34 protein-coding genes are annotated in these 26,153 nt (G+C 71.6%); 16 read left to right on the forward strand and 18 right to left on the reverse strand.

What is annotated here, in order from left to right; translation table 11 throughout:
- Window positions 1-16: 16 nt before the first annotated feature.
- The 6 genes from DK427_RS18165 to DK427_RS18190 all read right to left on the reverse strand — a co-directional run bounded on the left by DK427_RS18165 (window position 17) and on the right by DK427_RS18190 (window position 6,543).
- Entirely contained in the window at window positions 17-772 is a 756-nt protein-coding gene (locus DK427_RS18165) for an SURF1 family protein (protein WP_281276958.1), read from the reverse strand.
- A gap of 43 nt (window positions 773-815) precedes the next feature.
- Complete coding sequence (gene cyoD, locus DK427_RS18170; RefSeq protein WP_109952488.1) at window positions 816-1,199, reverse strand: cytochrome o ubiquinol oxidase subunit IV; 384 nt, start codon at window positions 1,197-1,199, stop codon at window positions 816-818.
- A complete protein-coding gene (gene cyoC, locus DK427_RS18175) occupies window positions 1,196-1,816 on the reverse strand; it encodes a cytochrome o ubiquinol oxidase subunit III (RefSeq protein WP_162559906.1) in 621 nt (206 codons plus the stop codon). The genes cyoD and cyoC overlap by 4 nt, the downstream gene beginning before the upstream one ends.
- Before the next feature lie 7 nt (window positions 1,817-1,823).
- Complete coding sequence (gene cyoB, locus DK427_RS18180; RefSeq protein ID WP_109952490.1) at window positions 1,824-3,827, reverse strand: cytochrome o ubiquinol oxidase subunit I; 2,004 nt, start codon at window positions 3,825-3,827, stop codon at window positions 1,824-1,826.
- Window positions 3,828-3,867: 40 nt separating this feature from the next.
- Window positions 3,868-4,908, reverse strand: coding sequence for a ubiquinol oxidase subunit II (gene cyoA / locus DK427_RS18185; RefSeq protein WP_245931047.1), 1,041 nt, complete (start codon window positions 4,906-4,908; stop codon window positions 3,868-3,870).
- Between the two features lie 300 nt (window positions 4,909-5,208).
- A complete protein-coding gene (locus tag DK427_RS18190; protein WP_109952492.1) occupies window positions 5,209-6,543 on the reverse strand; it encodes an MFS transporter in 1,335 nt (444 codons plus the stop codon).
- A gap of 410 nt (window positions 6,544-6,953) precedes the next feature.
- On the opposite strand from DK427_RS18190, the gene DK427_RS18195 reads away from it, so the two are divergent.
- The 10 genes from DK427_RS18195 (at window position 6,954) to DK427_RS18235 (ending at window position 14,885) form a co-directional block, all read left to right on the forward strand.
- Window positions 6,954-7,535: a DUF1989 domain-containing protein gene (locus DK427_RS18195; RefSeq protein ID WP_109952493.1), complete on the forward strand. Its 582-nt coding sequence runs from the start codon at window positions 6,954-6,956 to the stop codon at window positions 7,533-7,535.
- A 122-nt stretch (window positions 7,536-7,657) separates the two neighbouring features.
- Entirely contained in the window at window positions 7,658-7,819 is a 162-nt protein-coding gene (locus DK427_RS26445; RefSeq protein ID WP_162559828.1) for a hypothetical protein, read from the forward strand.
- A gap of 87 nt (window positions 7,820-7,906) precedes the next feature.
- Window positions 7,907-8,818 carry a glycosyltransferase family protein gene (locus DK427_RS18200; RefSeq protein ID WP_109952494.1) on the forward strand — a complete coding sequence of 304 codons (912 nt, stop codon included), beginning with the start codon at window positions 7,907-7,909 and terminating at the stop codon, window positions 8,816-8,818.
- A 20-nt stretch (window positions 8,819-8,838) separates the two neighbouring features.
- Complete coding sequence (locus DK427_RS18205; RefSeq protein ID WP_204165341.1) at window positions 8,839-9,825, forward strand: glycosyltransferase family 2 protein; 987 nt, start codon at window positions 8,839-8,841, stop codon at window positions 9,823-9,825.
- Window positions 9,826-9,901: 76 nt separating this feature from the next.
- Window positions 9,902-11,587, forward strand: coding sequence for a circadian clock protein KaiC (kaiC, locus tag DK427_RS18210; RefSeq protein WP_109952496.1), 1,686 nt, complete (start codon window positions 9,902-9,904; stop codon window positions 11,585-11,587).
- Between the two features lie 11 nt (window positions 11,588-11,598).
- On the forward strand, window positions 11,599-11,946 hold the full coding sequence (locus DK427_RS18215; RefSeq protein ID WP_109952497.1) for a circadian clock KaiB family protein: 348 nt from the start codon (window positions 11,599-11,601) through the stop codon (window positions 11,944-11,946).
- Window positions 11,943-12,281 carry a circadian clock KaiB family protein gene (locus DK427_RS18220; RefSeq protein ID WP_245930625.1) on the forward strand — a complete coding sequence of 113 codons (339 nt, stop codon included), beginning with the start codon at window positions 11,943-11,945 and terminating at the stop codon, window positions 12,279-12,281. The genes DK427_RS18215 and DK427_RS18220 overlap by 4 nt, the downstream gene beginning before the upstream one ends.
- Window positions 12,271-13,992 carry an ATP-binding protein gene (locus DK427_RS18225; RefSeq protein WP_109952498.1) on the forward strand — a complete coding sequence of 574 codons (1,722 nt, stop codon included), beginning with the start codon at window positions 12,271-12,273 and terminating at the stop codon, window positions 13,990-13,992. Before DK427_RS18220 ends, DK427_RS18225 begins: the two co-directional genes overlap by 11 nt.
- A 191-nt stretch (window positions 13,993-14,183) precedes the next feature.
- On the forward strand, window positions 14,184-14,597 hold the full coding sequence (locus DK427_RS18230) for a VOC family protein (RefSeq protein WP_109952499.1): 414 nt from the start codon (window positions 14,184-14,186) through the stop codon (window positions 14,595-14,597).
- A 15-nt stretch (window positions 14,598-14,612) separates the two neighbouring features.
- On the forward strand, window positions 14,613-14,885 hold the full coding sequence (locus DK427_RS18235; RefSeq protein WP_162559829.1) for a hypothetical protein: 273 nt from the start codon (window positions 14,613-14,615) through the stop codon (window positions 14,883-14,885).
- Window positions 14,886-14,891: 6 nt separating this feature from the next.
- Here DK427_RS18235 and DK427_RS18240 read toward each other — a convergent pair whose 3' ends face one another.
- The 3 genes from DK427_RS18240 to DK427_RS18250 form a co-directional block, all read right to left on the reverse strand.
- Entirely contained in the window at window positions 14,892-15,458 is a 567-nt protein-coding gene (locus tag DK427_RS18240) for a peptidase S14 (protein WP_109952501.1), read from the reverse strand.
- A gap of 107 nt (window positions 15,459-15,565) precedes the next feature.
- Window positions 15,566-15,772 carry a hypothetical protein gene (locus tag DK427_RS18245; RefSeq protein ID WP_109952502.1) on the reverse strand — a complete coding sequence of 69 codons (207 nt, stop codon included), beginning with the start codon at window positions 15,770-15,772 and terminating at the stop codon, window positions 15,566-15,568.
- A gap of 90 nt (window positions 15,773-15,862) precedes the next feature.
- On the reverse strand, window positions 15,863-16,192 hold the full coding sequence (locus DK427_RS18250) for a YnfA family protein (protein WP_109952503.1): 330 nt from the start codon (window positions 16,190-16,192) through the stop codon (window positions 15,863-15,865).
- Window positions 16,193-16,382: 190 nt separating this feature from the next.
- On the opposite strand from DK427_RS18250, the gene DK427_RS18255 reads away from it, so the two are divergent.
- Window positions 16,383-16,661: a hypothetical protein gene (locus DK427_RS18255; RefSeq protein ID WP_162559830.1), complete on the forward strand. Its 279-nt coding sequence runs from the start codon at window positions 16,383-16,385 to the stop codon at window positions 16,659-16,661.
- Between the two features lie 14 nt (window positions 16,662-16,675).
- On the opposite strand, the gene DK427_RS18260 is transcribed toward DK427_RS18255, so the two are convergent.
- Together DK427_RS18260 and DK427_RS18265 are read right to left on the reverse strand one after the other, a co-directional pair.
- On the reverse strand, window positions 16,676-16,915 hold the full coding sequence (locus tag DK427_RS18260; RefSeq protein ID WP_109952505.1) for a hypothetical protein: 240 nt from the start codon (window positions 16,913-16,915) through the stop codon (window positions 16,676-16,678).
- 105 nt (window positions 16,916-17,020) lie between these two features.
- On the reverse strand, window positions 17,021-17,209 hold the full coding sequence (locus DK427_RS18265; protein ID WP_109952506.1) for a ribosome modulation factor: 189 nt from the start codon (window positions 17,207-17,209) through the stop codon (window positions 17,021-17,023).
- Window positions 17,210-17,341: 132 nt separating this feature from the next.
- Here DK427_RS18265 and DK427_RS18270 point away from each other — a divergent pair, with 132 nt between their 5' ends.
- Window positions 17,342-17,605 carry a GNAT family N-acetyltransferase gene (locus tag DK427_RS18270; protein WP_109952507.1) on the forward strand — a complete coding sequence of 88 codons (264 nt, stop codon included), beginning with the start codon at window positions 17,342-17,344 and terminating at the stop codon, window positions 17,603-17,605.
- Window positions 17,606-17,646: 41 nt separating this feature from the next.
- Here DK427_RS18270 and DK427_RS18275 read toward each other — a convergent pair whose 3' ends face one another.
- The 5 genes from DK427_RS18275 to DK427_RS18295 all read right to left on the reverse strand — a co-directional run bounded on the left by DK427_RS18275 (window position 17,647) and on the right by DK427_RS18295 (window position 19,804).
- Window positions 17,647-17,850, reverse strand: coding sequence for a hypothetical protein (locus DK427_RS18275; protein WP_109952508.1), 204 nt, complete (start codon window positions 17,848-17,850; stop codon window positions 17,647-17,649).
- A gap of 61 nt (window positions 17,851-17,911) precedes the next feature.
- Window positions 17,912-18,220: a hypothetical protein gene (locus tag DK427_RS18280; RefSeq protein ID WP_204165183.1), complete on the reverse strand. Its 309-nt coding sequence runs from the start codon at window positions 18,218-18,220 to the stop codon at window positions 17,912-17,914.
- 67 nt (window positions 18,221-18,287) lie between these two features.
- Window positions 18,288-18,671, reverse strand: coding sequence for a hypothetical protein (locus DK427_RS18285; RefSeq protein WP_109952509.1), 384 nt, complete (start codon window positions 18,669-18,671; stop codon window positions 18,288-18,290).
- Window positions 18,672-18,875: 204 nt separating this feature from the next.
- Window positions 18,876-19,154 carry a hypothetical protein gene (locus tag DK427_RS18290; protein WP_109952510.1) on the reverse strand — a complete coding sequence of 93 codons (279 nt, stop codon included), beginning with the start codon at window positions 19,152-19,154 and terminating at the stop codon, window positions 18,876-18,878.
- 161 nt (window positions 19,155-19,315) lie between these two features.
- On the reverse strand, window positions 19,316-19,804 hold the full coding sequence (locus DK427_RS18295; protein ID WP_109952511.1) for an NUDIX domain-containing protein: 489 nt from the start codon (window positions 19,802-19,804) through the stop codon (window positions 19,316-19,318).
- A gap of 271 nt (window positions 19,805-20,075) precedes the next feature.
- Between DK427_RS18295 and DK427_RS18300 the strand changes: the two genes are divergently transcribed.
- Together DK427_RS18300 and DK427_RS18305 are read left to right on the forward strand one after the other, a co-directional pair.
- Complete coding sequence (locus DK427_RS18300) at window positions 20,076-20,297, forward strand: hypothetical protein (RefSeq protein WP_109952512.1); 222 nt, start codon at window positions 20,076-20,078, stop codon at window positions 20,295-20,297.
- 122 nt (window positions 20,298-20,419) lie between these two features.
- Window positions 20,420-20,689: a hypothetical protein gene (locus tag DK427_RS18305; protein ID WP_066918924.1), complete on the forward strand. Its 270-nt coding sequence runs from the start codon at window positions 20,420-20,422 to the stop codon at window positions 20,687-20,689.
- A 15-nt stretch (window positions 20,690-20,704) separates the two neighbouring features.
- Here the strand turns inward: DK427_RS18305 and DK427_RS18310 are convergent, their stop codons facing one another.
- Window positions 20,705-20,902, reverse strand: coding sequence for a hypothetical protein (locus DK427_RS18310; RefSeq protein ID WP_162559831.1), 198 nt, complete (start codon window positions 20,900-20,902; stop codon window positions 20,705-20,707).
- Window positions 20,903-21,210: 308 nt separating this feature from the next.
- Between DK427_RS18310 and serA the strand changes: the two genes are divergently transcribed.
- Window positions 21,211-22,458 (forward strand): phosphoglycerate dehydrogenase, encoded by a 1,248-nt coding sequence (gene serA / locus DK427_RS18315; RefSeq protein ID WP_109952514.1) that lies wholly within the window; start codon window positions 21,211-21,213, stop codon window positions 22,456-22,458.
- Window positions 22,459-22,544: 86 nt separating this feature from the next.
- Entirely contained in the window at window positions 22,545-24,548 is a 2,004-nt protein-coding gene (locus DK427_RS18320; RefSeq protein ID WP_109952515.1) for an SDR family NAD(P)-dependent oxidoreductase, read from the forward strand.
- Between the two features lie 229 nt (window positions 24,549-24,777).
- Here DK427_RS18320 and DK427_RS18325 read toward each other — a convergent pair whose 3' ends face one another.
- Window positions 24,778-26,088: a KpsE/RkpR family capsule polysaccharide export protein gene (locus DK427_RS18325; RefSeq protein ID WP_109952516.1), complete on the reverse strand. Its 1,311-nt coding sequence runs from the start codon at window positions 26,086-26,088 to the stop codon at window positions 24,778-24,780.
- Window positions 26,089-26,153 lie beyond the last annotated feature (65 nt).

Raw genomic sequence — 26,153 nt, forward strand, 5'->3', positions numbered from 1 at the left:
GATTCAGGAATAGGACTCAGGCTGCCCGGCCGCGGCGCCACGCGTCGCGGTCGAGGTAGAGCGCGCCGCCCGCGACCATCAGGGCCAGCGTGTACCACGTGATCGCGTATATCAGGTGGTTGTTGTGGAAGCGGATCACCGTGAGGCCGCCGACCGGCAGGCCCGCGCCGAGATCCCGGTCCACATCGCTGCCCGGCCGCCGCTCCGCATCCACGAAGTAGGGCGCGACGGGTCCCGCGAGGCCGCGCGCCCGCGCGATCGCCGCGACGTCGCGGGAGTACCACGTATCCGCCCCCGGATCGTTCTTGCGCAGGAAGGCCCCGCCCGGCTCGTCCAGGCGCAGCAGGCCCGTCACCGCCGCGCGCGTGCCGCCGACGCCCGTGCGGGTCGCCGGGTCGCGGCGGTCGCCCGGCACGAAGCCGCGGTTCACCAGCACCACGAAGCCGTCCTCGGTCCGCAGGGGCGTGAGAACCCAGAAGCCGCCGCCGAGATCGGTGACCGCCCGGACCAGGGTGTCGGGGCCGTCGAGCCAGGTGCCGTCGAGCCGCACGCGCCGGTAGGCGTCGCGATCCGATAGGGCCGGCCAGTCGGCGGGCCCGGGCGCCGCGACCGGGTCGCCGTGGGCGTTGGCCTCGACCCGGGCGATCAGTTCGAGTTTCCAGGCGCGGCGGTGGACCTGCCAGGTGCCGAGCGCTACGAGCGCGCCGCAGAGCAGGACCGCCAGGAGGTTGGCGAGGATCAGCCCGGCGAGGCGCGGATGCCTGCGCGTCACCGGGCCGGGCGTCGGAGTGCCGGTCAGAGCCTGTGCCTCCCGCTCAGGGCTGGTGGCGCAGCTGCTCCACCGACATCGGCATCATGTTGGCGTTCATGTGGTGCATCACCCAGAGCGAGCCGGTGAGCGTGATCACCACCAGCGTCACGGTGAAGATCAGCGCCAGCACCGTCCAGCCGCCCTCGGACTTCGTGTTCATGTGCAGGAAGTAGATCATGTGGACCACGATCTGCACCGCCGCGAAGGCCATGATGATGATGCCGGTCCAGAGCCCGCTCTCCAGCGGGCGCGCCATCACCAGCCAGAACGGGATCGCGGTGAGGATCACCGAGAGCACGAAGCCGGTGACGTAGCCGCCGAACGAGCCGTGGCTCGCGCCGCCCTCGTGACCGTGCCCGTGGTCGTGGTGGGCCGCCTCGGCGCTCATTGCAGGACTCCCATCAGGTACACGAAGGTGAAGACGCCGATCCAGATCACGTCGAGGAAGTGCCAGAACATCGACAGGCACATCAGCCGGCGGGTGTTCTCAGGAATCAGGCCGCGCTGGGCGACCTGGATCATCAGCACGATCAGCCAGATCAACCCGAAGGTGACGTGCAGGCCGTGCGTGCCGACCAGCGTGAAGAAGGCCGACAGGAAGGCCGAGCGGCCCGGCCCCGCGCCCTCGTGGATCAGGTGCGCGAACTCGTAGAGCTCGATGCCCAGGAAGGCCGCGCCGAACAGGCCCGTGACCGCGAGCCAAGCTTGCGTCGCGGCCGTGCGGCCCTTGTCCATCGCCAGCATGGCGAAGCCGTAGGTGATGGACGAGAACAGGAGCATCGAGGTGTTCAACGCCACCAGCGGCAGGTCGAACAGGTCCTTGGGTGACGGCCCGGCCGCGTAGTTGCGGCCGAGAACTCCGTAGGTCGCGAACAGCACCGCGAAGATGAGGCAGTCGCTCATCAGATAGATCCAGAACCCCAGGAGGGTGCTGGTCTCGGGGTGGTGCTCCTCCTCGTGGTGGAAGACCGGTGCGGTGCCGGGGGGCGCGGTGTCCGTGTGCATCATGGGCTCAGGCCTGCCCCGCCAGCGCGGCGGTCCGCTGCGACTCGGTCCGGGCGACCGTGTCGGCCGGGATGTAGAAGTCGCGGTTGTAGTTGAAGGTGTGGGCGACCGAGACGACGAAGATCGCCAGGCCTGAGAGCGCCGCCAGCCACCAGATGTACCAGATCATGGCGAAGCCGAAGACGACGCTGAGGCCGCCGATGATCGCGCCCGTGCCGGTGTTCTTCGGCATGTGGATCGGCTTGAAGCCCTGGAGCGGGCGGGCGTAGCCGCGGTTCTTCATGTCGTACCAGGCGTCGAGGTCGTGCACGACCGGCGTGAAGGCGAAGTTGTAGTCCGGCGGCGGCGAGGAGGTGGCCCACTCGAGCGTCCGGCCGCCCCACGGGTCGCCGGTCGTGTCGCGCAGGGCCTCGCGGTTGCGGATCGAGACGACGAACTGGATGATCGTCGAGAGGATGCCGAGGCCGATGAGCGCCGCGCCGCCCGCCGCGACAACGAACCAGATCTGCAGCGACGGGTCGTCGAAGTGCTGCATCCGGCGCGTCACGCCCATGAGCCCCAGCACGTAGAGCGGCATGAAGGCGACGTAGAAGCCGACGAGCCAGAACCAGAAGCTCATCTTCCCCCAGAACGGGTCGAGCTTGAAGCCGAAGGCCTTCGGGAACCAGTAGGTCACGCCGGCCATCATGCCGAACAGCACGCCGCCGATGATCACGTTGTGGAAGTGCGCGATCAGGAACAGCGAGTTGTGCAGCACGAAGTCGGCCGGCGGCACGGCGAGCAGAACGCCGGTCATGCCGCCGATGACGAAGGTCACCATGAAGCCGACCGTCCAGAGCATCGGCACCTCGAAGCGGATGCGCCCGCGGTACATGGTGAACAGCCAGTTGAAGATCTTCGCACCCGTCGGGATCGAGATGATCATCGTCGTGATGCCGAAGAACGAGTTCACGTTGGCGCCCGACCCCATAGTGAAGAAGTGGTGCAGCCAGACGAGGTAGGAGAGGATCGTGATAACGACCGTGGCGTAGACCATCGAGGCGTAGCCGAAGAGGCGCTTGCCGCAGAAGGTCGAGGTCACCTCCGAGAAGATGCCGAAGGCCGGCAGGATGAGGATGTAGACCTCCGGGTGGCCCCAGATCCAGATGAGGTTGAAGTACATCATCGGGCTGCCGCCCAGGTCGTTCGTGAAGAAGTGCGTGCCGACGTAGCGGTCGAGCGACAGCAGCGCGAGAACGGCCGTGAGGATCGGGAAGGCGGCCACGATCAGCACGTTGGTGCAGAGCGAGGTCCAGACGAAGACCGGCAGCTTCATCATGGTCATGCCGGGCGCGCGCATCTTCACGATGGTTGCGACCAGGTTGATGCCTGAGAGCAGCGTGCCGATGCCCGCGATCTGCAGGCCCCAGATCCAGTAATCGACCCCGACGCCCGGGCTCATGTCGGCGCCCGACAGGGGCGGGTAGCCGAGCCAGGTAGCGCGCGAGAACTCGCCGACGAAGAGCGAGATCATGATGATGATCGCGCCGGCGGTGGTCATCCAGAACGAGAAGTTGTTCAGGAAGGGGAACGAGACGTCGCGCGCGCCGATCTGCAGCGGCACGACGTAGTTCATCAGGCCTGTGACGAAGGGCATCGCCACGAAGAAGATCATGATCACGCCGTGCGCCGTGAAGATCTGGTCGTAGTGGTGCGGCGGCAGGAAGCCCTCCTGCGAGCCGAAGGCGATCGACTGCTGGGCGCGCATCAGCAGCGCGTCGGCGAAGCCCCGCAGCAGCATCACGAACGCCAGGATGACGTACATGATGCCGATCTTCTTGTGATCGACGGAGGTCACCCAGTCGCGCCAAAGCGCGCCCCAGAAGCGGTAGTAGGTGATGGTTCCGAGCACGGCGATGCCGCCGAGCGCGACGCCCGCGAAGGTCACGAGCAGGATCGGCTCGTGGTACGGGATGTCCGCGAGCGTGAAGCGTCCGAAGACGAGCTTCTGGAGATCGACGTTGGAGAACATGTGATCGGCTCTCTGGCGATGCGTCGGCTGACCGCCGGCCTTAACGGTTGTTGAGCTGCGCGGGGGCCGGGGTCCCCTGGTCGTCGTGGCCCGATGAGGGCTTGGTGCCGGGCTCCGGCTCCGAGCGCGGCGGGCGGCCCGAAGCCGGCCCGGTCGCCCCGGGGGCCTCGTCGCCCTGCTCCACGTGCCGGTTGTCGTAGCGGAGCTTCTCGCGGTTCTCCCGGCTGTGCACGCCCGCGCCGCCGCGGGCGTCGATCTTCATCATCTCGCTCATGCACATCTTGCCGGGCAGGGCGCACATGTTGAGAATCTGGCTGTAGAGATTGTCGGCGACCGAGGCGAAGTACTGGATCGGCTCGCGCTCGCTAGGCTTCTCCAGCTGGAGATAGGCGTCGCGGCTGAGATCCTTGCCCTCAGTCTTCGCCTTGGCGACCCAGGCCTCGAATTCCTTCGGCTCCTGGCCGAGGAAGTTGAAGGTCATGCGTGAGAAGCCGCTGCCGCTGTAGTGGGCCGACTGGCCGTGATAGGTGCCCGGCTTGTTGATCACCGCGTGCAGCTTCATCTCCATCCCGGGCATCGTGTAGACCATGCCGGCGAGCGCGGGGACGTAGAAGGTGTTCATCACGGAGGCCGCGGTGAGCCGGAAGTTGATCGGCCGGTCCACGGGGGCGGCCAGCTCGTTCACCGTGGCGATCCCGTATTCGGGATAGAAGAACAGCCACTTCCAATCGAGGGCGACCACCTGCACCTCGAGCGGCTTGGTGTCGGCCGGCACCGGCCGGCCCGGCTCGATGCGCGACAGGGGGCGGTAGGGATCGAGCGTGTGGGTGCTGATCCAGGTCAGCGCCCCCAGCGCGATGATGATCACCAGGGGGGCTGCCCAGATCACCACCTCGAGTTGGGTCGAGTGGTGCCAGTCCGGATCGTAGGTGGCAGACGTGTTGTTGGCCCGGTAGCGCCAGGCGAAGAGCAGCGTCAGCAGGATCACCGGCACGATGATCAGCAGCATCAGGCCCGTGGAGGCGAGGACGAGGTTGCGCTGCTGCATCGCCACGTCGCCCGAGGGATGCATCACCACCATGTTGCAGCCGGCCACCGTGGCGAGCAGCGGCAGCAGGGCGGCGGCGCGGGTCAGGCGCTTGAGGCGCGCGGAACCGGTGCGCGTGGAGAGGGCGGATTTGGCCGCGGCGATCAACATCGTGTCCCCTTGCCGCTGGGCGGCGAGATGGCCCCGGGAGGCGTCAGGCGCGGCGCTCAGCGCCGCTCGATTGTCTCGGCGACGCGAGGCGTCGCAGGCTGGTGTCGGCGACGCGGGGCGTCGCGTGGCGGTGTCGGCGGCGCTCTCCGGCGCCGCGCGTGACGATCGAGCCCCTCGGCCCGGCTACATCTGCCGGATCTCGGAGCGGTTGATGCTCAGCGCGACGAGCGTGGCGACCGCGCCCGACAGCAGGTAGAGACCGACGCAGGCGAGCCCGAACTTGGCCGAGAGACCGAGCGCCACGAGCGGCGCGAAGCCGGCACCGAGCAGCCAGCCGAGATCGGCCATCAGGGCGGCGCCGGTGTAGCGGTAGCGGGCGCCGAGCCGCGAGCTCACCGCGCCGGTCGCCTGCCCGTAGGCGAGGCCGAGCAGCGAGAAGCCGGCGAGCACGTAGACGGTCTGGCCGATGACGTTCTCCTCGATCACCAGCGGTGCGATGGTGCTGGCGATGGCGAAGGCAGCGATCAGGCCGGCCGAGACGATGAGGTGCATGCGCCGGCCGATCTGGTCGGCCATCAGCCCGGAGAACACGATGGCGCCCGCGAACAGGATCGCGCCGCCGAACTGGACGAGCAGGAACTCGCCCGCCGAGCGCTGGGTGAACAGCGTGATCCAGGAGATCGGGAAGATCGTGACGAGGTGGAAGAGCGCGAAGCTCGCCAGCGGCACCAGGGCGCCGATGAGCACGTCGTCGCCGTGGGCCTTGAGCAGGGGGAAGAAGCGGGCAGGCTCGAGCCGGCCCCGCTCGATCAGGCGGGTGAACTCCTCGGTGGCCACCAGCCGCAGCCGGGCGAACAGCGCCACCACGTTGATGGTGAAGGCGCAGAAGAACGGGTAGCGCCAGCCCCAGTCGATGAAGTCCGCCTCGGAGAGGTTCATGGTGAAGAAGGCGAAGAGCAGGCTCGCCAGCATGAAGCCGATCGGCGCGCCGAGCTGGGGCATCATCGCGTACCAGCCGCGCCGCTCCACAGGCGCGTTGAGGGCCAAGAGCGAGGCGAGCCCGTCCCAGGCGCCGCCGAGCGCCAGCCCCTGACCGATGCGGAGCGCCGCGAGCAGCCAGATCGCCGAGGCGCCGATGTGGTCGTAGCCCGGCAGGAAGCTGATCAGCATGGTCGAGCCGCCGAGCAGGAACAGCGCGATGGTCAGCTTGACCCCGCGGCCGTGGCGCCGGTCGATCGCCATGAAGATCACCGAGCCGATCGGCCGGGCGATGAAGGCGAGGGCGAAGACGACGAAGCTGTACAGCGTGCCCTGGAGCGGCGACGCGAAGGGGAAGAACACCTTCGGGAAGACCAGGACCGAGGCGATGCCGTAGACGAAGAAGTCGAAATACTCGGCCGCCCGACCGATCACGACGCCGATGGCGATCTCGCCGGGGGCGACCTTGTGGCCGCTCATGGCGAGCTGCGCGTCGCGCTCCAGCGGCGCCGATGAGGCTATGGCGTGGTCCGGTGTCATGTCTGGCGACGGCCTCGTACAGAAGGGCTCTGGCCACGAACGGGCCTCGGCCGCGCGGGCGCCCCCTCCCTAGCGCAACGTCCGGGACACGCAAGATTCCGTGCCCCGCGCCGCGCGATACCCTGACATGCTCGACCGCGCCGATCGCCCTGCGGGACCGCGCCGATTCGGCTGCCTCTTGTTCTGTCTTCGCCAGATAGCCCCGTCACCCTCAGGACGCAAAGACTCCCATTGTCGCGCCCGGGGATAGCGGATCGGATCCCTCACCCGCGCGCCGCGCGCGAGCGATCTTCTCCGGCGACGCTTTCCCGGTGACGCTTTCCCGGTGACGCTCGGCCACCTGCCGCGTTGCCGTCCGGGGCGCCCGCCCCGCGCATCATCCGCAGACGAAGCCCGAGACCCGCCCCACCATGCGTCACGAGATCCCGCCGCGCTCCGGCACCGCCTTCACCCTCGACCGGGGCCAGCGCCTCACCGTGATCGATCCGCAGGGCGAGCAGGTGGCCGACCTCCTGGCCTTCCGGCGCGACGACACCGACGAGGTGATCTCGTCCGGCCGCACCCTCGACTACGCCAGCCGGATCTTCCTGACGACGGGCGACAAGATCTACTCGAACCGGTCGAACGTCCTCCTGGAGATCGTGGCCGACACGGTCGGGCGGCACGATTTCCTGCTGACCCCCTGCTCCGCCGACACGTTCCGGATCATCTACGGCGACACCGAGCCCCACCGGGGCTGCTTCGGCAACCTCGCCCACGCGCTCGCGCCCTACGGCATCGGGCCGGACCGGATCCCGGTGGCCTTCAACGTCTTCATGAACGTGGCGGTCGATGGCACCAGCGGTGCGCTGGAGGTCCGCCCCCCCTTGAGCCGGGCGGGTGACCACGTGACCTTCGAGGCGCGGGAGGACCTGATCGTCGGGCTGACCGCCTGCTCGGCGCTCCAGTCGAACAACTACGCCTTCAAGCCGATCCAGTACGAGATCGGGTGACACGGCCCGGCTTGTCGCATGCCGCGTGATGCCGCGTGCGCCCGAGCACGCGCGCGGCGGGAGCCGATTCCCGCCTGCGGCTTTGACCCCCCGTCGCCCTCTCGACCGAACGGACGCCGCCCATGCCCGACACGCCCCAGGATCCGACGACCCCTCGCGCCGCCGCCTACTCGGAGCGGGCCAAGCGACAGTCGTTCCAGACCATCGCGATCATCGCCGGGCTGATCCTGTTCATCATGGTGGTGTTCGGCTTCCTGTTCGGCGCGGGCCGCCTGATCGCCTGATCGCCCGCGGTTGACCGCGCCCGCCCAGGCGGCCAATGACGCGCGCCGGCGTGTCCGACCGGCGCGGGACTGGTCAGGAGCGAGACGGTGCCCGGGAACGAGCCCGCAAGCCTCGACCCTGCCAGCGTCGCCGTCGGCCTCACGCTGTTCCGGCCGAGCCCCGCGCAGGTCGAGGCGGCCTGCCGCCTCGCGACTGCCGGCGCGGGACCGGTCCTGGCCTTCGACAACGGCGGCCTGCCCGCGGGCGCGGCCGAGGCGCTGGCGCGCGCCGGCATCCGGCTGCTCTCGGCCGGCCGCAACGTCGGCATCGGGGCGGCGCTGAACGCGCTCGCCGAGGCGGCGGCCGCTTCGGGTGCCCGCCACCTCCTCCTGCTCGACCAGGATGCCGGCCCGCAGGGCGCGATGCTGCGCGCGCTCCTCGACGCGGCCGTGAGGCTCGCCGGCGCGCATCCGCCCCCCGCCGTGATCGGGCCGCGCCCGCTCGCGGGGCCCGGCCACAAGGCGCCGGCCTACCCGGTCCGCGCCGGCACGGCCCCGCGCGACGGGCTGGTGCCGGTCGATTTCCTGGCGACCTCCGGCTCGCTCGTGGATCTCGCGGCCTTCGCCGAGGTCGGCCCGTTCCGCGCCGACTACTTCATCGACGCGGTCGATCTCGAATGGTGCTTCCGCGCCTGGGCCCGGGGCTACAGCTGCTGGATGGCGCCGGAGGCCGGCCTCGCCCACCATGTCGGCAGCGGCACGATCCGGGGGCCCTTCGGCCTCGCCATGCCGCGCCAGCCCCTGTTCCGCATGGCGACCTACCTGCGCAACAGCGCCTACGGCCTGCGCCTGCCCCACCTGCCGCCCGGCTGGAAGCTGCGCCAGGGGGCCTACCTGCCGGTGCAGGTGCTCCTCTACTGGCGCGACGCAGGCTTCCGCCCCCGCGTGCTGCTGCGCCTCCTCGCAGCCCTGCGCGACGGCCTCCTGGGCCGCCTCGGGCCGCCCCGGGATTTGCCTTGACCTTTGCCGTGACCCCTGCCGTGACCGCCCACGCCGCCCTCGACGTGGTGATCGTCAACTGGAACGGCGGCGCGCTGGTGCAGGCCTGCGTCGCGAGCCTCGCGCGCGCCGCGGCGGCGCTCGACCTGCGGGTGGTGGTGGTCGACAACGCCTCGACGGACGGGTCGGCCGAGGCTCTGGAGGCGTTCGCGCGCATCGATCACCGCGCGTCCCCCTCCCCCGCGGAGGGGGAAGGGAGGTTCGCGGTGCGGGTGATCCGAAACGGCGAAAACCTCGGCTTCGCCCGGGCCTGCAACATCGGCGCGGCGGCGGGGAGCGCCAAGACGATCCTGTTCCTCAACCCCGACACCCGGGCGGACGGTCCGGCCCTGCTCGCGGCCCGCGCCGCCCTCCTCGCCGATCCCGGTACCGGCATCGTCGGCGCCCGCCAGATCGCCGACGACGGCACGGTCGAGCGCAGCTGCGCCCGCGCGCCCACCCCCGCGAGCCTCCTCGGCCAGGCGCTCGCCCTCGACCGGCTCGGCCTCGTGCCGCCCCACTTCATGACCGAGTGGGACCATGCCGAGGACCGCGCCGTCGACCAGGTGATGGGCGCCTTCCTGATGATCCGGCGCCCCCTGTTCGAGAGGCTCGGCGGCTTCGACGAGCGCTTCTTCGTCTACTACGAGGACGTCGATCTGTGCCGGCGCGCCCGGTCTGCGGGTTGGGCAGTCCGGCACGTGGCCGGGGCGGTGATCGGCCATGCGGGCCAGGGCACGACCCGGCAGGCGCGGGCGCACCGCCTGTTCTACATCCTGCGCGCCCGGGTGCAGTACGCCGCCAAGCACCACGGCCGGGCCACGGCGCTGGCGCTCCTGGCGGCCTCCTTCCTCGCCGAGGTGCCGCTGCGCCTCGCGCGGGCCGCGGCGCGGCGCGCGCCCGCGGAGGCCGCCGAGACCCTGCGCGGGGCCGGCCTCCTGGCGCGGGTCACCCCCGCACTCCTCGCCGGGATCCTGCGCGGACGCTGACGGTGGCTTGTATTGCTGCGGCCCCGCCTATGCAGTACGGCCGGACCGGGCGGTTGCAACCGGGGATAGGTCAACAGTGGCGAGCGATCGCAGGCCGGCGCTGGCCAAGGTCGAGACCGGCATCACGGGATTCGACGAGATCACCTTCGGGGGCCTTCCCGCCGGGCGGCCGACGCTCGTCTGCGGCGCGGCCGGCTGCGGCAAGACGCTCTTCGCCACCACCTTCCTGATCAACGGCGCGACGCTCTTCGGCGAGCCCGGCGTCTTCGTGAGCTTCGAGGAGCGCGCCGAGGACATCGCGGCGAACGTCGCCTCGCTGGGCTACGACATCGGCGGCCTCGTGGCCGAGGGGAAGCTCGCGGTCGACCACGTCCGGGTCGAGCGCAGCGAGATCGAGGAGACCGGCGAGTACGACCTGGAGGGGCTGTTCATCCGCCTCGGCTTCGCGGTCGATTCCATCGGCGCCAAGCGCGTGGTGCTCGACACGATCGAGACCCTGTTCGCCGCCTTCACGGACGAGACGGTTCTGCGCGCCGAGCTGCGCCGCCTGTTCGGCTGGATCAAGGACCGGGGCTTGACCGCGATCATCACGGGCGAGCGCGGCGGCGGCCAGCTCACCCGCCAGGGGCTGGAGGAGTACGTCTCGGACTGCGTGGTGCTGCTCGACAACCGGGTCGAGGACCAGATCACCACGCGGCGCCTCCGGGTGGTGAAGTACCGCGGCTCGGCCCACGGCACCAACGAGTATCCGTTCCTGATCGATGCCGAGGGCATCAGCGTCCTGCCGGTCACCTCGGCGGACCTCGATTACGGCGTGACCGAGGGCGTGATCTCGTCGGGGATCCCGGGCCTCGATGCCATGCTGGAGCCCGGCGGCTTCCACCGCGGCTCCGGCATCCTGATCTCGGGCGAGGCCGGCACCGGCAAGACCATGATCTCGTCGAGCATGGTCGCGGCGGCTTGCGCCCGGGGCGAGCGCTGCATGGCCTTCGTGTTCGAGGAGAGCGGGCAGCAGATCGCCCGCAACGCCCGCTCGATCGGCCTCGACCTGCAGGCCCACGTCGATGCCGGCTTGCTGCGCTTCGAGTCGGCCCGCCCGAGCCTCTACGGGCTGGAGACGCATCTGGCCCGCATGCACCGGGACATCGACCTGTTCGCCCCGAGCCTCGTCGTGGTCGACCCGCTCTCGGCTCTGCGGGGCCCCGCGAGCGAGTTGCAGGCCACCCTGCTGCGCATGGTCGATCTCCTGAAGAGCCGTGGCATCACGGCCGTGTTCACCAGCCTGCGCACCGAGGGCGGGTTCGACGCCCAGGACGAGTTCGGCGTCTCCTCGCTGATGGATGCCTGGGTCAAGCTCCTCAACGTCGAGGCGAACGGCGAGCGCACCCGCACGCTCTACGTCATCAAGGCCCGCGGCATGAGCCACTCGCACCAGGTGCGCGAGTTCCGGATGTCGTCGGCGGGCATCGAGCTCGTGGAGGCCTATATCGGTCCGGCGGGCGTGCTCACCGGCACCGCCCGCCTCGTCCGGGAGGCCGAGGAGCGGGCCGAGGTGCTGCGGCTCCGGCAGGAGACCGAGCGCCGCCGCCGCGAGATCGTCCGCCGCCGCGACGCCCTCGAGCGCCAGATCGCGGAGCTGCGCGCGGGGCTCGAGGCGGCCGAGGAAGAGGAGAGCGTGCTCCTCGGCGAGACCGAGGCGCGCGAGAGCCAGCTGGAGGCCGAGCGCCGCGAGCGCGCGGCCCGGCGCGGCGCGGCGAGCTGAGGACCGGCCCGATGAGCGACAAGAGCTTGGAGACGGGGCCGGACCCCGACGCGGCCGCCGAGGCGGATCTCGACCCGAACCACTACCACCTGCGCCTCTACGTGGCCGGGCAGACCGCCAAGTCGCTCGCCGCGACGGCGAACCTGCGGCGCTTCTGCGAGGAGCACCTGGCCGGCCGCTACGACATCGAGGTCATCGACCTGATGCAGAACCCGCAGCTCGCCGCCGGGGACCAGATCCTGGCGATCCCGACGCTGGTGCGCCGCCTGCCCTCTCCGCTCAAGCGCATCATCGGCGACCTCTCGAACACCGAGAAGGTGCTGGTCGGCCTCGACATCCGCCCGAAGGACGCGCCTTGAGCGCCGGGACCTCGCCCGCGTCTGGCCGGCCGCTGCTGCGCCTGTTCATCGCCGGCACCGCGCCGCGCTCCGGCCGGACCGTCGAGGCGGTCCGGCAGCTCCGCGACGCGCACCTGCCCGGCTACGAGCTGGAGGTCGTCGACCTCTACCAGCAGCCCCAGCTCGCCGAGGCCGACCGGGTGGTCGCCGCCCCGACCCTGGTGCGGGTGAGCCCCGGCCCGTCCCGGCGCGTGGCCGGCGATCTCACCGACGCGCGCCGCGTCCTCCAGGGGCTCGGCCTCGACGCGCCCGAGGGAGCGCCCGGGGCGGTCGGGGCCTGTGCCGATGAGCGCTGAACTCGCCGCCGCCCGCGCCCGCATCGCGGAGCTCGAAGCGCGGCTGGAGGAGAGCGAGGACACGCTGGCGGCGATCCGCCGGGGCGATTTCGACGCGGTCGTGGTCGAGGGCCCGAACGGCGAGCGCCTCGTCTACACCCTGGAGAACGCCGACCGGCCCTACCGGGTGCTGATCGAGCAGATCCAGGAGGGCGCCTTCACGCTCTCGGCCGAGGGCACGCTGCTCTACGGCAACCGCCGGCTCGCCGCGATGCTGGGCCTGCGCCAGGAGCGACTGATCGGCCAGCCGCTCCGCCGCTTCGTGCTGCCGGAGGACGCCGACGCCCTGGACGCGCTCGTCGCCGGGGCGGCCGAGGCTCCGGCCCGGGCCGAGATCGGCTTCCGCGATGCCGAGGGCGCGCTCCACCCGGTCCACCTCTCCCTCGCCCGGCTGGAGCGCGACGGCGAGGCACCGCTCCTCTGCGGCGTGCTCACCGACCTCACCGAGCAGCGCGGGCGCCTGGACGAGCTCGCCGCCGCCAACGCCCGCCTGACCGCCGAGATCGCCGAGCGCGAGCGCATCGAGGACGCTCTGCGCCAGTCGCAGAAGATGGAGGCGGTGGGCCAGCTCACGGGGGGCGTCGCCCACGACTTCAACAACCTGCTCACCGTCATCCGGTCCTCGACCGACCTCCTGAAGCGGCGCGAGCTGCCCGAGGAGCGGCGCGCCCGCTACGTGCTGGCGATCTCCGACACGGTGGACCGGGCCGCCAAGCTCACCGGGCAGCTCCTCGCCTTCGCCCGGCGGCAGGCGCTCCAGCCCGAGACCTTCGACGCGGGCGCGAGCGTGGCCGCAATCGGCGACATGGTGGGCACGCTCACGGGTGCCCGCATCCGGGTGAGCGTGCGCCTGCCCGAGCAGCCCTGCTACGTCCACGCCGATCCGAGCCAGTTCGACACGGCTTTGGTCAACATCGCCGTGAACGCGCGCGACGCGATGGAGGGCGAGGGCACGCTGACGATCGCGGTCGCGGCAGCCGAATCCGTGCCGGCCTCGCGCGGCCAGATGCCGGTGCGGGGCCGCTTCGTGGCGGTCTCGATCGGCGACACCGGCACCGGCATCGCGCCGGAGGTGCTGGCGCGCATCTTCGAGCCCTTCTTCACCACCAAGGGCGTCGGCCAGGGCACGGGCCTCGGCCTCTCCCAGGTCTTCGGCTTCGCCAAGCAGTCCGGCGGCGAGGTCACGGTCGACAGCGCGCTCGGGCGCGGCACCACCTTCACGCTCTACCTGCCGCGCGCCGAGGCGCCCGCCGCAGCCGCCCTGCCGAGCGGGCCCGCACTGGCGCCCGGCAGCGGCCACGGCACCTGCGTGCTGGTGGTCGAGGACAATGCCGAGGTCGGCAGCTTCGCCACCCAGACCCTGGCCGAGCTCGGCTACGGCACCGTCTGGGTCCGCGACGCCGACGCGGCGGTGGCGGCGCTGGAGCACGAGCCCGGCCGCTTCGACGTCGTCTTCTCCGACGTGGTGATGCCGGGCCGCGACGGGGTCGACCTCGCGGGCGAGATCCGGCGGCGCTGGCCCGAGGTGCCGGTGGTGCTGACCTCCGGCTACAGCCACGTGCTCGCCCAGGAGGGCACGCACGGCTTCGAGTTGCTGCACAAGCCCTACTCGGTCGAGCAACTCTCGCACGTGCTGAGCCGGGTCGTCGCCGTCCGCCGCCGCGCGGGCTGAGGTTTGGGGATCCCCAAGGGTATCACACCCTTGGGCGGGGTCCGGGGCGCGAAACCCCGGGGTCGTCGCCCGCCTTCCGGCCGAGCCGGACGGCGGGCGACGAAGCGGGCTCTGCCCTGCACCCGCCAAAGGTCTCGACCTTTGGAAACCAAGACCGGCTCATGCCGCGTTGACCCGGCGGAGGTGACCGCATGCCCGCGCTCGACGGTGTCCTGGAGACGGTCCTGTACGTAGCGGATCTCGCCCGCGCCGACGCGTTCTACCGCGGCACCATGGGCCTGCCCTGCATCCACGAGGACGCCCGGATGCGGGCCTACGACGTGGGCGGTCGCGGCGTGCTGCTGCTCTTCCCGCGCGGCGGCTCGCTGGAGCCGATCGAGATTCCCGGCGGCACCATCCCGCCCCATGACGGCTCGGGGCCGCAGCACGTCGCCTTCGCGATCGGCGCGGAGGCGCTGCCGGACTGGGAGCGGCACCTTGCCGAGGCCGGCATCGACGTCGAGGGGCGCACCCGCTGGCCCCGCGGCGGGCGCAGCCTCTATTTCCGCGATCCCGACGGCCATCTCCTGGAGATCGCGACGCCGGGGCTCTGGCGGGGCTACTGAGGGGGAATGGGGACCATGAGCGCGCGACGCCTGCTGCACACGAGCCCGGAGGGCGCCCGCTGGTCGCTCGCCCGCGAGGACCGGGAGGTCTTCGTCCTGCACGAGGCGGGCGGGGCGCCCGAGCGGATCGGGCTCGCCCGCTTCCTCGACGGCGACCCGGCCGCGCCGGAGCGGCGCGCCCTCATCGACCTCGTGGCGACCCTGGCCGAGGCGGTCCCGGTGACGGGCGCGCCGCCCGAGGCGGGCGCGGCCGCGGCCGAGCCCTCGCCCGGCGAGGCGGTGCTTTAGAGGCGCCTACAGCACCGCCTCGATCAGCCCGAGTTCCTGCGCCTCCCCGGCCTCGACGTACCAGTTCTCGGGCGCGCGCCGCAGCACCTCCTCTAGGCTCACCCGCGAGCCCGTCACGAGGTTGGCGAATCCCTCGTTCTGGATCGCGATCGAGGTCTCGATCTCGTGGAGCGCGGCCTTGACGGTGGCGACGCAGGTGGTGAGCGGCCCGTTGAGCTTCAGCGTCTTGTCGAGCTTGCGCTCGTGCACCATCAGCCGCGTCCCGCGGGTGAGGTAGCGGTTCTGCCGCGCGAAGAAGCTCATGAAGGTGGTGCCCGCCGAGTAGATCGCCGCCTTGCCCAGGAAGACGAAGCGGCGTTCCGGCTCAAGCGCGCTGTGGAAGCGGATGTCCTCGCCCATCATGCGGGCGATCTCGGGGTCGCCGCCCAGCGTCGAGAGTTCGACCACGACGAGATCGCGCTCGGCAGCCGCCGCGAGCTGCTGCCGGAAGGCATGATACATGGCGTGATCGACGGAGCCGGAGAGCAGTACGGCGGGCACCGCGAAGGCGGCGGGTTCGAGGGGGGCGGCCATCGGGACGGGTCTCCGGGATTGGGCTGTCGCGCCGCGCGCTGCGGCGCCTCTGCCCGGAACGCGCCGCAGCGATCGTGGGTCCCGGGCGCGGCGGGTCGGTCCGCCGCCTACAGGTCCCGCGGCTGGCTCCCGCGGGCGACGCAGCGCCAGCGCGCCACGTGCCACTCGGGATGGCTCTCCTGCCACGCGGCGAGCGCGCTCTGGGCGTTGCGCAGGCAGACGAAGGGGCTGCGCGCCTCGTAGGATAGGTCGATCCGGTCCTCCTTACAGGTGCTGGGCTGCGCCAGGAGGCAGATCGACAGAAGGATGAACATGGCCGGCTCCGCGTGCGTGGCGGACCTGCGATATGATGCAGGTCCGCGCCGCGCCCAGCCCCGCGCCCAGCTCCTCGCTCGGCCGGCGGCTCAGCGCCCGCGCGGCCCCAGCAGGATCACCAGGGTGCCGGCCAGGCACAGGGCGGCGCCCGCGAGGTCGAAGCGGTCCGGCCGGCGCCCCTCCGCCAGCCAGAGCCAGAGGATCGAGGCCGCGATGTAGACGCCGCCATAGGCCGCGTAGGCGCGCCCCGCCGCCTCGGCCTCGACCCGGGTCAGCAGCCACGCGAACAGCGCGAGGCTGAGCATTCCGGGCCCGAGCCACAGGGCCGAGCGGCCGAGCCGGAGCCAAGCCCAGAAGGCGAAGCAGCCCACGATCTCGGCGAGCGCGGCGGCGGCGTAGGCGGCGAAGGTGGTCGGCATCCGGGGCCTCTGGCACGGGCCGGAGCTGCGCGCCAGACGGGCTGGCGCGGCCCGATTCGCCGCCGGACGGGCGGGCGCGGTAGAATCTTCCACGGAGCCGCTTCGCCGGAGCACGGCGTTCTCCCGGGCGCTGAATCTTCGAAAAACCCGTTCCTTGATCCAGCCCTCCCCGCGCGCGACATGTCCGTTCATGCGTCAGACCGCGAACAGTTCGCTCGCAGAGGGTTCCGGACAGGGCTCTGCCGAGGCCGTGTGCTTCGACCCGTTCGGCGAGCCCTTGGAGACCTCCCAGACCGCCGCTCCCGCGACTTTGCGCGACGGCGCCGGTCACCGTGCGGTCGCCGCGGTGTTCTGGGGGCTCGCGCTGCTCCTCGTCGGCTGCCGCGTCTATCTCTCGGACTATCCGGTGGCCCAGACCGTCGCCGCCGTGGGCGAGGCTGTCCGCACCCAGCTGGCCGCCGCCTTTTAGGACGGTCCGGCCGTTCAGGCCCGGCCGCCGGGCGCCCGGAACAGGTAGTAGCCGGCCCGCTCCGTCGCGGCCTGTGCGTCTCCGGGCTGGAAGCCCTCCGGTGGGCGCTCCTCCATCACCGTGCCACCGTACTCCCAGATCACCCCCTGGATGAAGCTCGGCACCGGGCAGTCCTGGCGCACGGCGCAGCGCAAGGCCGGGTACTGGCGACGGCGAAACACGTTGTAGGCGGCGTAGGCGGCTGACCACTGCATCGCGGCTGTCTTCCCGTTTCTCCCACACGCGGTGGCGAGAAGCACGGAGCGGGCCGCCCCGCCCAGTGCAGGACGCTGGCGGCCTCGATCACGCCCTTTGCCGCATCATGCCCCCTGCCGGGATTCGGGCGCCGGCTCCGGATCGCCGCGCGCGGCCGCATCGTAACCCGCGTGCCAGTCGGCCTCGGCCCGGGTGCCGGCGGCGTAGGGGCACGCGTCGCGGGCGACGCCCTTGCCCAGGGCGTAGAAGCCCAGCGCGTAGTGGTCGAGATTGTCGTCCGGCAGTTCGCTCATGGCACCTCCTGTGCACCTCCTGTCGGTGCCCCCAGATAGCGGCCGGTGCCGCGGCGGCGAGCGGGACCATCCGGAGCGATGCGGCGTTGGCCGGAGGCGAGCGCCGCACGGCCGTCACTCGCGGAGGACCCGATGCACGACAACCGCGCCCTGAGCCGTTTCGAGCTGACCGAGCGGGGCCTGACCGCCTACGCCGATTACCGTCGCGGGCCGCAGGGCCTCGTCATCGCCTACGTCTACGCGCCTCCGCCCCTGCGCGGGACCGGCACCGCCGACCGGCTGATGCGCGCGGTGGCGGAGCGGGCGCGGGCGGAGGGCGTGCGGATCGTGCCCCTCTGCGGCTATGCCGGGGCGTGGCTGCGCCGCAGCCACGCCTATCGCGACCTCGTCGCCTGAACGCCGGCGCGGTCGAGGAATGGCCGGGGCTTGCCGCCCTGCTACGACGTGCCGTCCGCCGGGACCGTGTCCGTCTCGGGTCGCAGCGGGGCGGTGGCGATCGGTGCCGGCCCGAACAGCGCGCACGGATAGGCCCGGGGGCGCTCCGAGCACGGATCCTGCGGCTTGGGCGGCGTGCGCCCGAAGGCGAGCGCGAGCGCGGCGAGGAGCGCGGCTGCGGCGAGCAGCCTCGGTCGTGGGATCAAACAATCGTCTCCGGGCGGGACCAGCCCCTCGGTCCGGTTCTCCGCCCCGAAGGTTAACGCTTCACGAACCGCCGAGGCCGGAGGTAGCGGCGCCTTCCGAGCCGGGCTTGTGCGGGGCGGTCCCGCCTGCCTCGTCGGCGAGGCGCCGGACATAGGCCAGGCAGCGTCCCCGCGCCCGCGGGTCGTGCAGCCGCTGGAACTGCCGGATCAGCTCGCGGATCTCGGCCTGCCGGTCCGGATCCGCCGCCGCGGCGCCGTTCGCCCCGGGCGGGACCTCGTAGAAAGCAGCGATCGGCACGTCCAGGAAGTCGGCGATGCGGGTCAGAGCGGCAGCGGCCGCGGCCCTGTCCTTCAGCGTGTTCTTGGCCATGATGTCTCGCGGTTGCGATGGCTTCCGGACACACCGCCCGCCGGACTCCTCCCTTCTAACCTGCTGACTATTGGAGGACCAGCCCCGCGGCCCGCGGACCTGCCTGCCGCGCCAGGCGCTGCCCGACCCGCAGAAGCGCCGTCTCCAGCAGGGCCCGGGTCTCGGGATCGCCGTCCAGGCTCGCGAGGTTGTGCGCGTCGAGCAGCGTGTCGACGAGGCGCAGCGTCGGATCCATGAGGAGGCCGTCATCGGGCGATGCGGCAGGTCCATCGGTCCGGCCGTCCGCTGGCCCATCCGCCGGGGCGGGGCCCTCGGGTCGCGGAAACTGCTTCAGCAGGTCCCGCGCAGCGAGCACGGAGAGGCGCGCATCCTCGATGACCTGACGCATCTCGGCGATCAGGCGCCGGGTTCGGTCGATCGCCGGCGGCTTGTCCGGGTCCGGATTCGTCATGGACGTCCACCTCCCTTCGAGCCTGGGGCCGATCGGGTCCGGATCGGAGTCTGGCATGGTACGCTCACGGACGACCAGCCGCAGGTGCCGATTGTTTAGGCATCGACCGGCGGATGTACCCCGTTTTCTCCCGGGACGCGACGTGACCTTTCGGCAAGGGGATGAAACCGTCATGAATTCCGGCGGGCCCTTCCGGCGCGGCCCTCAGGCCTCTGCGGTCGCGGGTTCGAAGGCCGCAGAGACCGGGTTGGCGCGGAGCCGGGCGACCAGCGCCGCGAGGGCGTCGGGAAAATGGGCCTCGTCCTCCGTGCCGAAGGCGCAGTCGAGCGCGGGGCGGATGCTGTGCAGGAAGAGCGGCGGCAGGGGCCGCGGCGGGGCCGCCACGCTGCGCGCGAAGCGAAGCGCCGGATCGCCCGACAGGTGAACCGCGGCGGCGAGGCCGCTGAGAACGGGAGCGCACACGATGCGGACGAGCCTCTGCACGCCGTCCGCCGGGCCGGGGCTCCGCGCCGGGCCGCTCGGGGAAGGCTGCCCAAGCTAGGCGGTGCCGGTTGAACCGCGGCTGAAGGGGCGTCGGGCGCCCGGTTCAGGATCGACCGCGCCGGCGCCGCACGCTCCGTCGGTCTCGTCTGCGGTGCCGAGTCTTACAGCATCTGGAAGGCGCTGGTCTCGCGCCAGCGCCGATAGGCCGCGAGGGTGCGGGCCATGACGGGCAGGAGGTCGGGCAGGTCCTGCGCGTCGAACCAGGCGAGGTCGAGGTTCTCGCCGCCCGGCACCCGCAGCGGGCCGGGCTCCGCGCGGGCGGCGTAGAGCAGCGTGAAGTAGTGGCAGCGGTCGCCGTTCGGGTAGGCCCAGGTCTCGTGCTCGGGCGCCGAGGCGAAGCCGAACGGCACGGGATCGCGGATCCGCAGGCCCGTCTCCTCGCGAACCTCGCGGATGGCGCAGGCGGTGATGTCCTCGCCCGCGTCCGGCACCCCGCCGGGCAGGCCCCAGAGCCGGAAGTCGGAGCGCTGCTCCAGCAGGATCCGGTCCACCGCATCCGTCACCACGACGCGGGTGCCTGGCACCAGCAGCAGCCGCGAGCCGACGAGGCGGCGGAGGCCGCCGAGGTAGGAATCGGCGAAATCGCTCATCGCTGCCCTGTCTTCGCCCCCCGCATCCCGCCCGCCCAGCCCGCCGCCTCGCGAGGCCGCTCCGCTCGGGTGCCTGCAGACCCGCCGGGCAACGACCCGGTCGCGGCCAAGGTTCAATCGCCAAGGTTCAATCGCCAAGGTTCAATTGCCAAGGTTCCAGGCACCGACGTTCCAGGCACCGATGTTCATCGCTCTCTGCATCCGCCAAAACCGCGGAACCGGCGCGGCCCGGGCCGCCTTGCTCCGGTTAGACGAGCCGGAGTCTTCGCCGATGTCCCAGCCCGACGATCCCCGCACCCCGCCGCCCGCACCCCGCCGGGCCCAGGATCTCTCCGCCGCCGAGCGCCGCGCCTTGGAGGCCGGCGAGGCCGGACCGAACACACCCGGCCATCCGGCCCCGCCCGCCGACCCGGGCCCCGAGACCGGCGGCTACGACAACCATTCCCCGAGCCGCGCCCCGGACAACGCAAAAGGTGGCTACGGTGCTGGCTGAGGCATGAGCCACCCGCAGGGCTCGAACCCGCTTCGTCACGCTGACGCCATGCTTCGGGGGCATGCGCCCTGCCGTCTCGCCGTTCGGCCCGTCCGGCGGCACTGGAAACGACAGGACTTCCCATGACCCCGAGCAAGGCGGCGTTCCTCGCCATCGGCCTCAGCCTCGTCCCGGCCGCGGCGCTCGCCCAGCAATCCCCGGCCCGCGACGCGCTCAAGCGCGCCTGCACCGGCGACTACATGGAGTATTGCAGCGAGCACGCCCCCGGCGGCCCGGAGGTGGAGGCCTGCTTCAAGGCCAACATGAAGAAGCTCACGCCCGCCTGCTCCTCGGCCATCACGGCCTACAAGCAGGAGCAGCGCGCGACCCGGCGGGTCAGCGAGGCGCGCTGAGGCGCCGCGCCTGGGTCAGGGCATCGCCTGCCAGAGCAGGGCGACCACCGTGAGCCCGATCAGGTTGTACAAGAGCGCCCAGAGGAGCGTACCGCGCAGCGCCCGATTCGGCTGGCGGGCCGCGGTCCGCTCCGACACGGCGAGCGTGGGCTTGGCCGGTGATGGGGTGGGCTGGGACAGCGTGTCCTGCCTCGACTTGGCCGGTGTCGGCATGTCGAGGAAGCGGGTCAGGCATTCTGGCAGGGGCCGCTGACCCGATTCCGGCTCGGGACCGCGCCGGCTCACAGGGCAGCCCCCGGGCCGGCTATCGGCTGTCGGACGCTTGCGCGGCACGATCTGCGCATCGGATCTTCTCCGGTCCCTGACTTCTGCAGAGTGTTCAACCTCGCGGGCCCGCGCAAGCCCCGGACGGGGCCGGTTCCGCTTGAGGGCCCGCCCGGAGCGCAGGCCGGCTGCCGGTGCTTGACCCGCGGCGGCGAACGCGCATCTGTGCGGCGCATCATTCGATCGATGCGCCGCACATGACCTCCTCCCTGCCCCGTTCCCGCGCCGACACCCGCGTCCTTCTGCTGGAAGGGATCAACGACAGCGCGGTCGCGCTGATGCAGGGAGCGGGCTACACGAACCTCGTGCGGCTGCCGAAGGCGCTCGATCGCGAGGCGCTGCACGAGGCGATCCGCGGCGTGCACATCCTGGGCATCCGCTCGCGCACCCAGCTCGACGAGGCGGCGTTTGCCGCCGCCGACCGGCTGCTGGCGGTGGGCTGCTTCTCGGTGGGCACCAACCAGGTCGATCTGGAGGCCGCCCGCAGCCGCGGCATCCCGGTCTTCAACGCGCCCTTCTCGAACACGCGCTCGGTGGCCGAACTCGTCATCGGCGAGATCGTGATGCTCCTGCGCCGCATCACGCCGCGCTCGGCGGGGGCGCATGCGGGCGCGTGGGACAAGTCGGCCACGGGCTCGGTCGAGGTGCGGGGCAAGACGCTGGGCATCGTGGGCTACGGCAACATCGGCACGCAGCTCTCGACGCTGGCCGAGGCCATGGGCATGCGGGTGATCTTCTACGACCACACGGACAAGCTGCGCCACGGCAACACCGAGCCGACCGAGAGCCTGGCCGAGCTGCTCGCACAGGCGGACGTGGTCTCGCTGCACGTGCCGGAGACGGAGGCGACCGCCAACATGATCGGGGCGGCCGAGATCGCCCGGATGAAGCGCGGCGCCTACCTGATCAACAACGCGCGCGGCACGGTGGTGGATCTCGACGCGCTGGCGGCGGCCCTGGCGTCCGGGCATCTGGCGGGCGCGGCGGTGGACGTGTTCCCGAAGGAGCCGGGCTCGAACGCCGAGCGCTTCGTGAGCCCGCTGCAGGGGCTCTCCAACGTGATCCTGACCCCGCATATCGGCGGCTCGACGGAAGAGGCGCAGGAGCGCATCGGCTCGGAGGTCGCCCGCAAGCTCGTGGACTACGCCGATACCGGCGCCACGGTGGGCACCGTCAACTTCCCTCAAGCCTTCATCAGCGCGCGGCCGAGCGGCGCCCGGTTCGCGCACCTGCACCGCAACCTGCCGGGCGTGCTCGGCCGCATCAACGACGTGTTCGCCCGCGCCGGCATCAACATTGCCGGCCAGATCCTGCAGACCGACGGCGATCTCGGTTACGTGGTGATCGACACCGACGCGGGTCTCGCCGGGCCCGACGCCGTGCTGCGGGATCTCGCCGCCATCGAGGGCACGGTGCGGGCGCGCCTCCTCTACGAGCGGACCTGAACGGGCGCCCCCGGGCCGGGCCCTTCAGCCCGCCCCTTCCGCCGCGTTGACAGCACAGGTCCCCGCGGCGGATACCGCCCCCGCCCATGCTGCCGCGCCCCGCCAGAAGCCCCGCCAAGAGTCACGCCAAGACCGCCGTGATGGTCGTCCACGACCTCGTGGCGACGGCGCTGGCCGTGCTCCTCACCTTCTGGTTCCGCTTCACCGGCGCGCAGCTGGACGAGCGCCTGCACGCGCTGCCGCTCCTGCTGCCGCCCTTCCTCGTGCTCGCTGGCCTCGTCTACGCGCGGCTGCGGCTCTACCGGACCAAGTGGCGCTTCGCCTCGCTGCCGGATCTGGCCGCGATCGTGCGGGCCGCCAGCGTCCTGGCGCTGGCGCTGCTGGTGACCGACTACGTGCTGGTCTCGGCCGACCTCTACGGGTTCTACTTCTTCGGCAAGATCGCCATCGTCCTCTACTGGGTGCTGCAGATCTTCCTGCTCGGGGGGGCGCGGCTCGCCTTCCGCTACCTGAAATACACACGCTCGCGGCAGTCGAGCGCGCGGACCGCCACGGTGCCGACCCTGCTCCTCGGGCGCGGCTCCGACATCGACGTGCTGCTGCGCGCCATCGAATCCGGCTCCGTGAGGAAGCTCGCCCCGAAGGGCATCCTGTCGCCGCGCGCCGACGAGGCCGGGCAGATGATGCGCGGCGTGCCCGTGCTCGGCGGCTTCGACGACCTCGAGCGGGTGATCGCGCGGCTCGCCGAGCGCGGCCAGCCGGTGCGCCGCCTCGTCGCCACGCCGAGCGCGCTCGAGGCCGAGCCGGACGCTCTGGTGGCCCAGGCCCGCCGCCTCGGCCTGCCGCTGGTGCGGGTGGCGAGCCTCGGCGAGGGAGCGCGCGAGGCGGAGCTCGCGCCGCTCGAGATCGAGGATCTGCTTCTGCGCCCGACCGTCGCGATCGACCGGCCGCGCCTGGAGCGCTTCCTCGCGGGGCGCCGCGTCGTCGTCACGGGGGGCGGCGGCTCGATCGGCTCCGAGATCTGCCTTCGCGCGCTGGCCTTCGGGGCCGCCGAGGTGCTGGTCCTGGAGAATTCCGAGCCGGCGCTGCACGGCATCCTGAGCCACCCGCTGGTGCTGGCCGCCGGGGGCCGGGCGCGGGGCATCATCGCCGACATCCGTGACGCGGGCCGGATCCGGGCGATCTTCGAGACCTTCCGGCCGGACTACGTCTTCCACGCCGCCGCCTTGAAGCAGGTACCCTACCTGGAGCAGGACTGGAGCGAGGGCATCAAGACCAACGTCTTCGGCTCGATCAACGTGGCCGACGCGACCGCGGCGGCGGGCGCCCGGGCGCTTGTGATGATCTCGACCGACAAGGCAATCGAGCCGGTCTCGCAGCTCGGCGTCACCAAGCGCTTCGCCGAGATGGTGGCCCAGGCCCGCGATGCCGAGCAGGCGCGGATCCCCGGCCACCCGACCCGGCTGGTGGCCGTACGCTTCGGCAACGTGCTGGGCTCGGTCGGCTCGGTGGTGCCGGTGTTCAAGGCGCAAATCGCCCGGGGCGGCCCCGTCACCGTCACGCATCCCGAGATGGTGCGCTACTTCATGACCGTGCGGGAAGCGGCCGACCTCGTTCTCACCGCGGCCTCCCACGCGGACGGCGAGGCCCGCGCGCTCAACGAGGGCGCCTCCGACCAGCACGCCGCGGTCTACGTGCTGAAGATGGGCCAGCCCGTGCGCATCCGGGAGCTGGCCGAGCGGATGATCCGGCTCGCCGGCTTCGAGCCGGGCGAGGAGATCGAGATCGCCTATTCCGGTGCGCGGCCGGGCGAGCGCCTCAACGAGATCCTGTTCGCCAGCGAGGAGCCCCGAGTCAGCCTCGACGGGATCGACGGCGTGATGGCGGCCCGCCCCGTCTTCGCCGACCGGGCCCGGCTCGACGGCTGGGTGGTGCGGCTCGCCGCGGCGGTCGAGGCCGGCGACCGGGCGGCGGCCGACGCGGTGTTCGAGGCCGCGATCCCGCATTTCCGCGAGCGCCGCGCCGGGCAGGCCGGCGCGACTGCGCCTGCCGAAGGTGCCGTGGCCGCGCCGCTGCCGGCCGCCCCGTAGCGGGCGCACACCATGCCGACGAAGGGGATCGTGGCCCCTCGGCCGCGCGCCCACCTGCCTCATACCGTTTCCGGAGGATGGGTTCGGGTCATCGCCGCATCCCCTCCCCCGCACGGTGGGGAGAGGGGATCCGCGATCCCGGAAGTGATCATCCGGGAGGTCCGAACCGGCCGTGCCGCGGCGACGTGTGGATCGGACAGCGCCCGCGCGGGAGCGGAGGGGGAGCCCCTTAGATCCGCTGGTCGCGGATGCCGCTGAGGATCAGCGAGAACGAGCAGAACACCAGCACGCAGCAGAAGAAGGCCACGAACAGAGCGTGGCCCCGGTGCGGGTAGAGGCTGTCGGTCGGCAGGACCGGCGGCTCGATCACTGCCAGGAAGATGTGCTGCTTGCCCGCCGAGACCCGGGCGCGGTCGAGCAGGTTGCTGGCCGATTCGTGCAGCTTCTCGGCGATGGTGCGCTCCACCATCAGGCCCTCGTACTCGAGGAGGGCGTTGGCCATGGTGGGCGAGCCGTCCTGGCCGAGCCCGTCGCGGGTGAGCTGGGCCTGCAGGTCCCGCATCTGCTGGTCGATCGCCGCGACGTTGGCCACCAGCACCTGGATCGAGCGCGACTTCTCGTCGAGGTTCGAGGCGCGCAGCACCTGCAGGTCGTTCTCGGCCTTGATCTTGTCCCGGCGCAGGGTGAGCATCGTCGTCATCGTCGATTCCGCCGCCTTGACCGGGTCGATGATGCCCCAGCTGTTGCGGAAGCGTTGGAGGGCGAGGTGCGCCTCGCGCAACCGCGCCTGCGCCACGTCGGCGTCCTTCTGGGCCTGGACCAGCATGTCGGCCTGGGCCCGGCGCGAGATCTCGTTGATCAGCCGCTCCGCGCGGGTGACGATCTCCTGAGCGATGGTCAACGAGTCCTGGGGCGTGAAGGTCCGGACCGAGAGCTGGATCACGCCCGAGATCGCGTCGATATGGGCCCCGATCTGGCTGCGCCAATACTTGGTCAGCTCCTCGATCGGTTGCGGGTCACTGTAACGGGCCCAGAAATCGGCCTCGTCGCGCGAGAAGATCTTCGACAGGCCGACGCTCTTCTCCATCGCCGCGACCAGGGTCTGGCTGCGGATGAAGTCGCGGACGATGTAGCTGTCCTGGCTGTTGTGCTTCTGGATCAGCGCGGCGAACTCGCCGAGGTTCGAGTGTTCCATCGGCTCGACGTTGCCGCGCACCGCGAACTTCGCCTCGGCGACGTACTGGTTCGAGGCGAAGACGAAGAGGTAGAGGCCGATCACCGCGGTGGGCAGGGCCACGAACAGGCCGAAGCGCCAAAGCAGGACGCGGGTGTAGCTGACGGGGCGCGTGTCGGGCGGCCTGAGGCCGGGCAGCCGCGTCCAGGCCAGGCGCTCGCGCGCCCGCTGCACCAGCGCGCGGCCGCCCTCGGTCCGGATCGGCTCGATCGTCTCGGCGCCGCGGCGCAGCTCCGTCAGCGAGCGCTGCGCGAAATCCACGAGTCCGCGGATCCGCTCGCCCTGCTTGACTTCGTCGACGCTCATGCCGGTGATGTGTCCTGGTGCCGCCGCGATGGTCCGGCGCGGAGGGGGCCGGCGCGGATGCGCGC

This window comes from Methylobacterium radiodurans (assembly GCF_003173735.1).
GTDB lineage: Bacteria > Pseudomonadota > Alphaproteobacteria > Rhizobiales > Beijerinckiaceae > Methylobacterium > Methylobacterium radiodurans.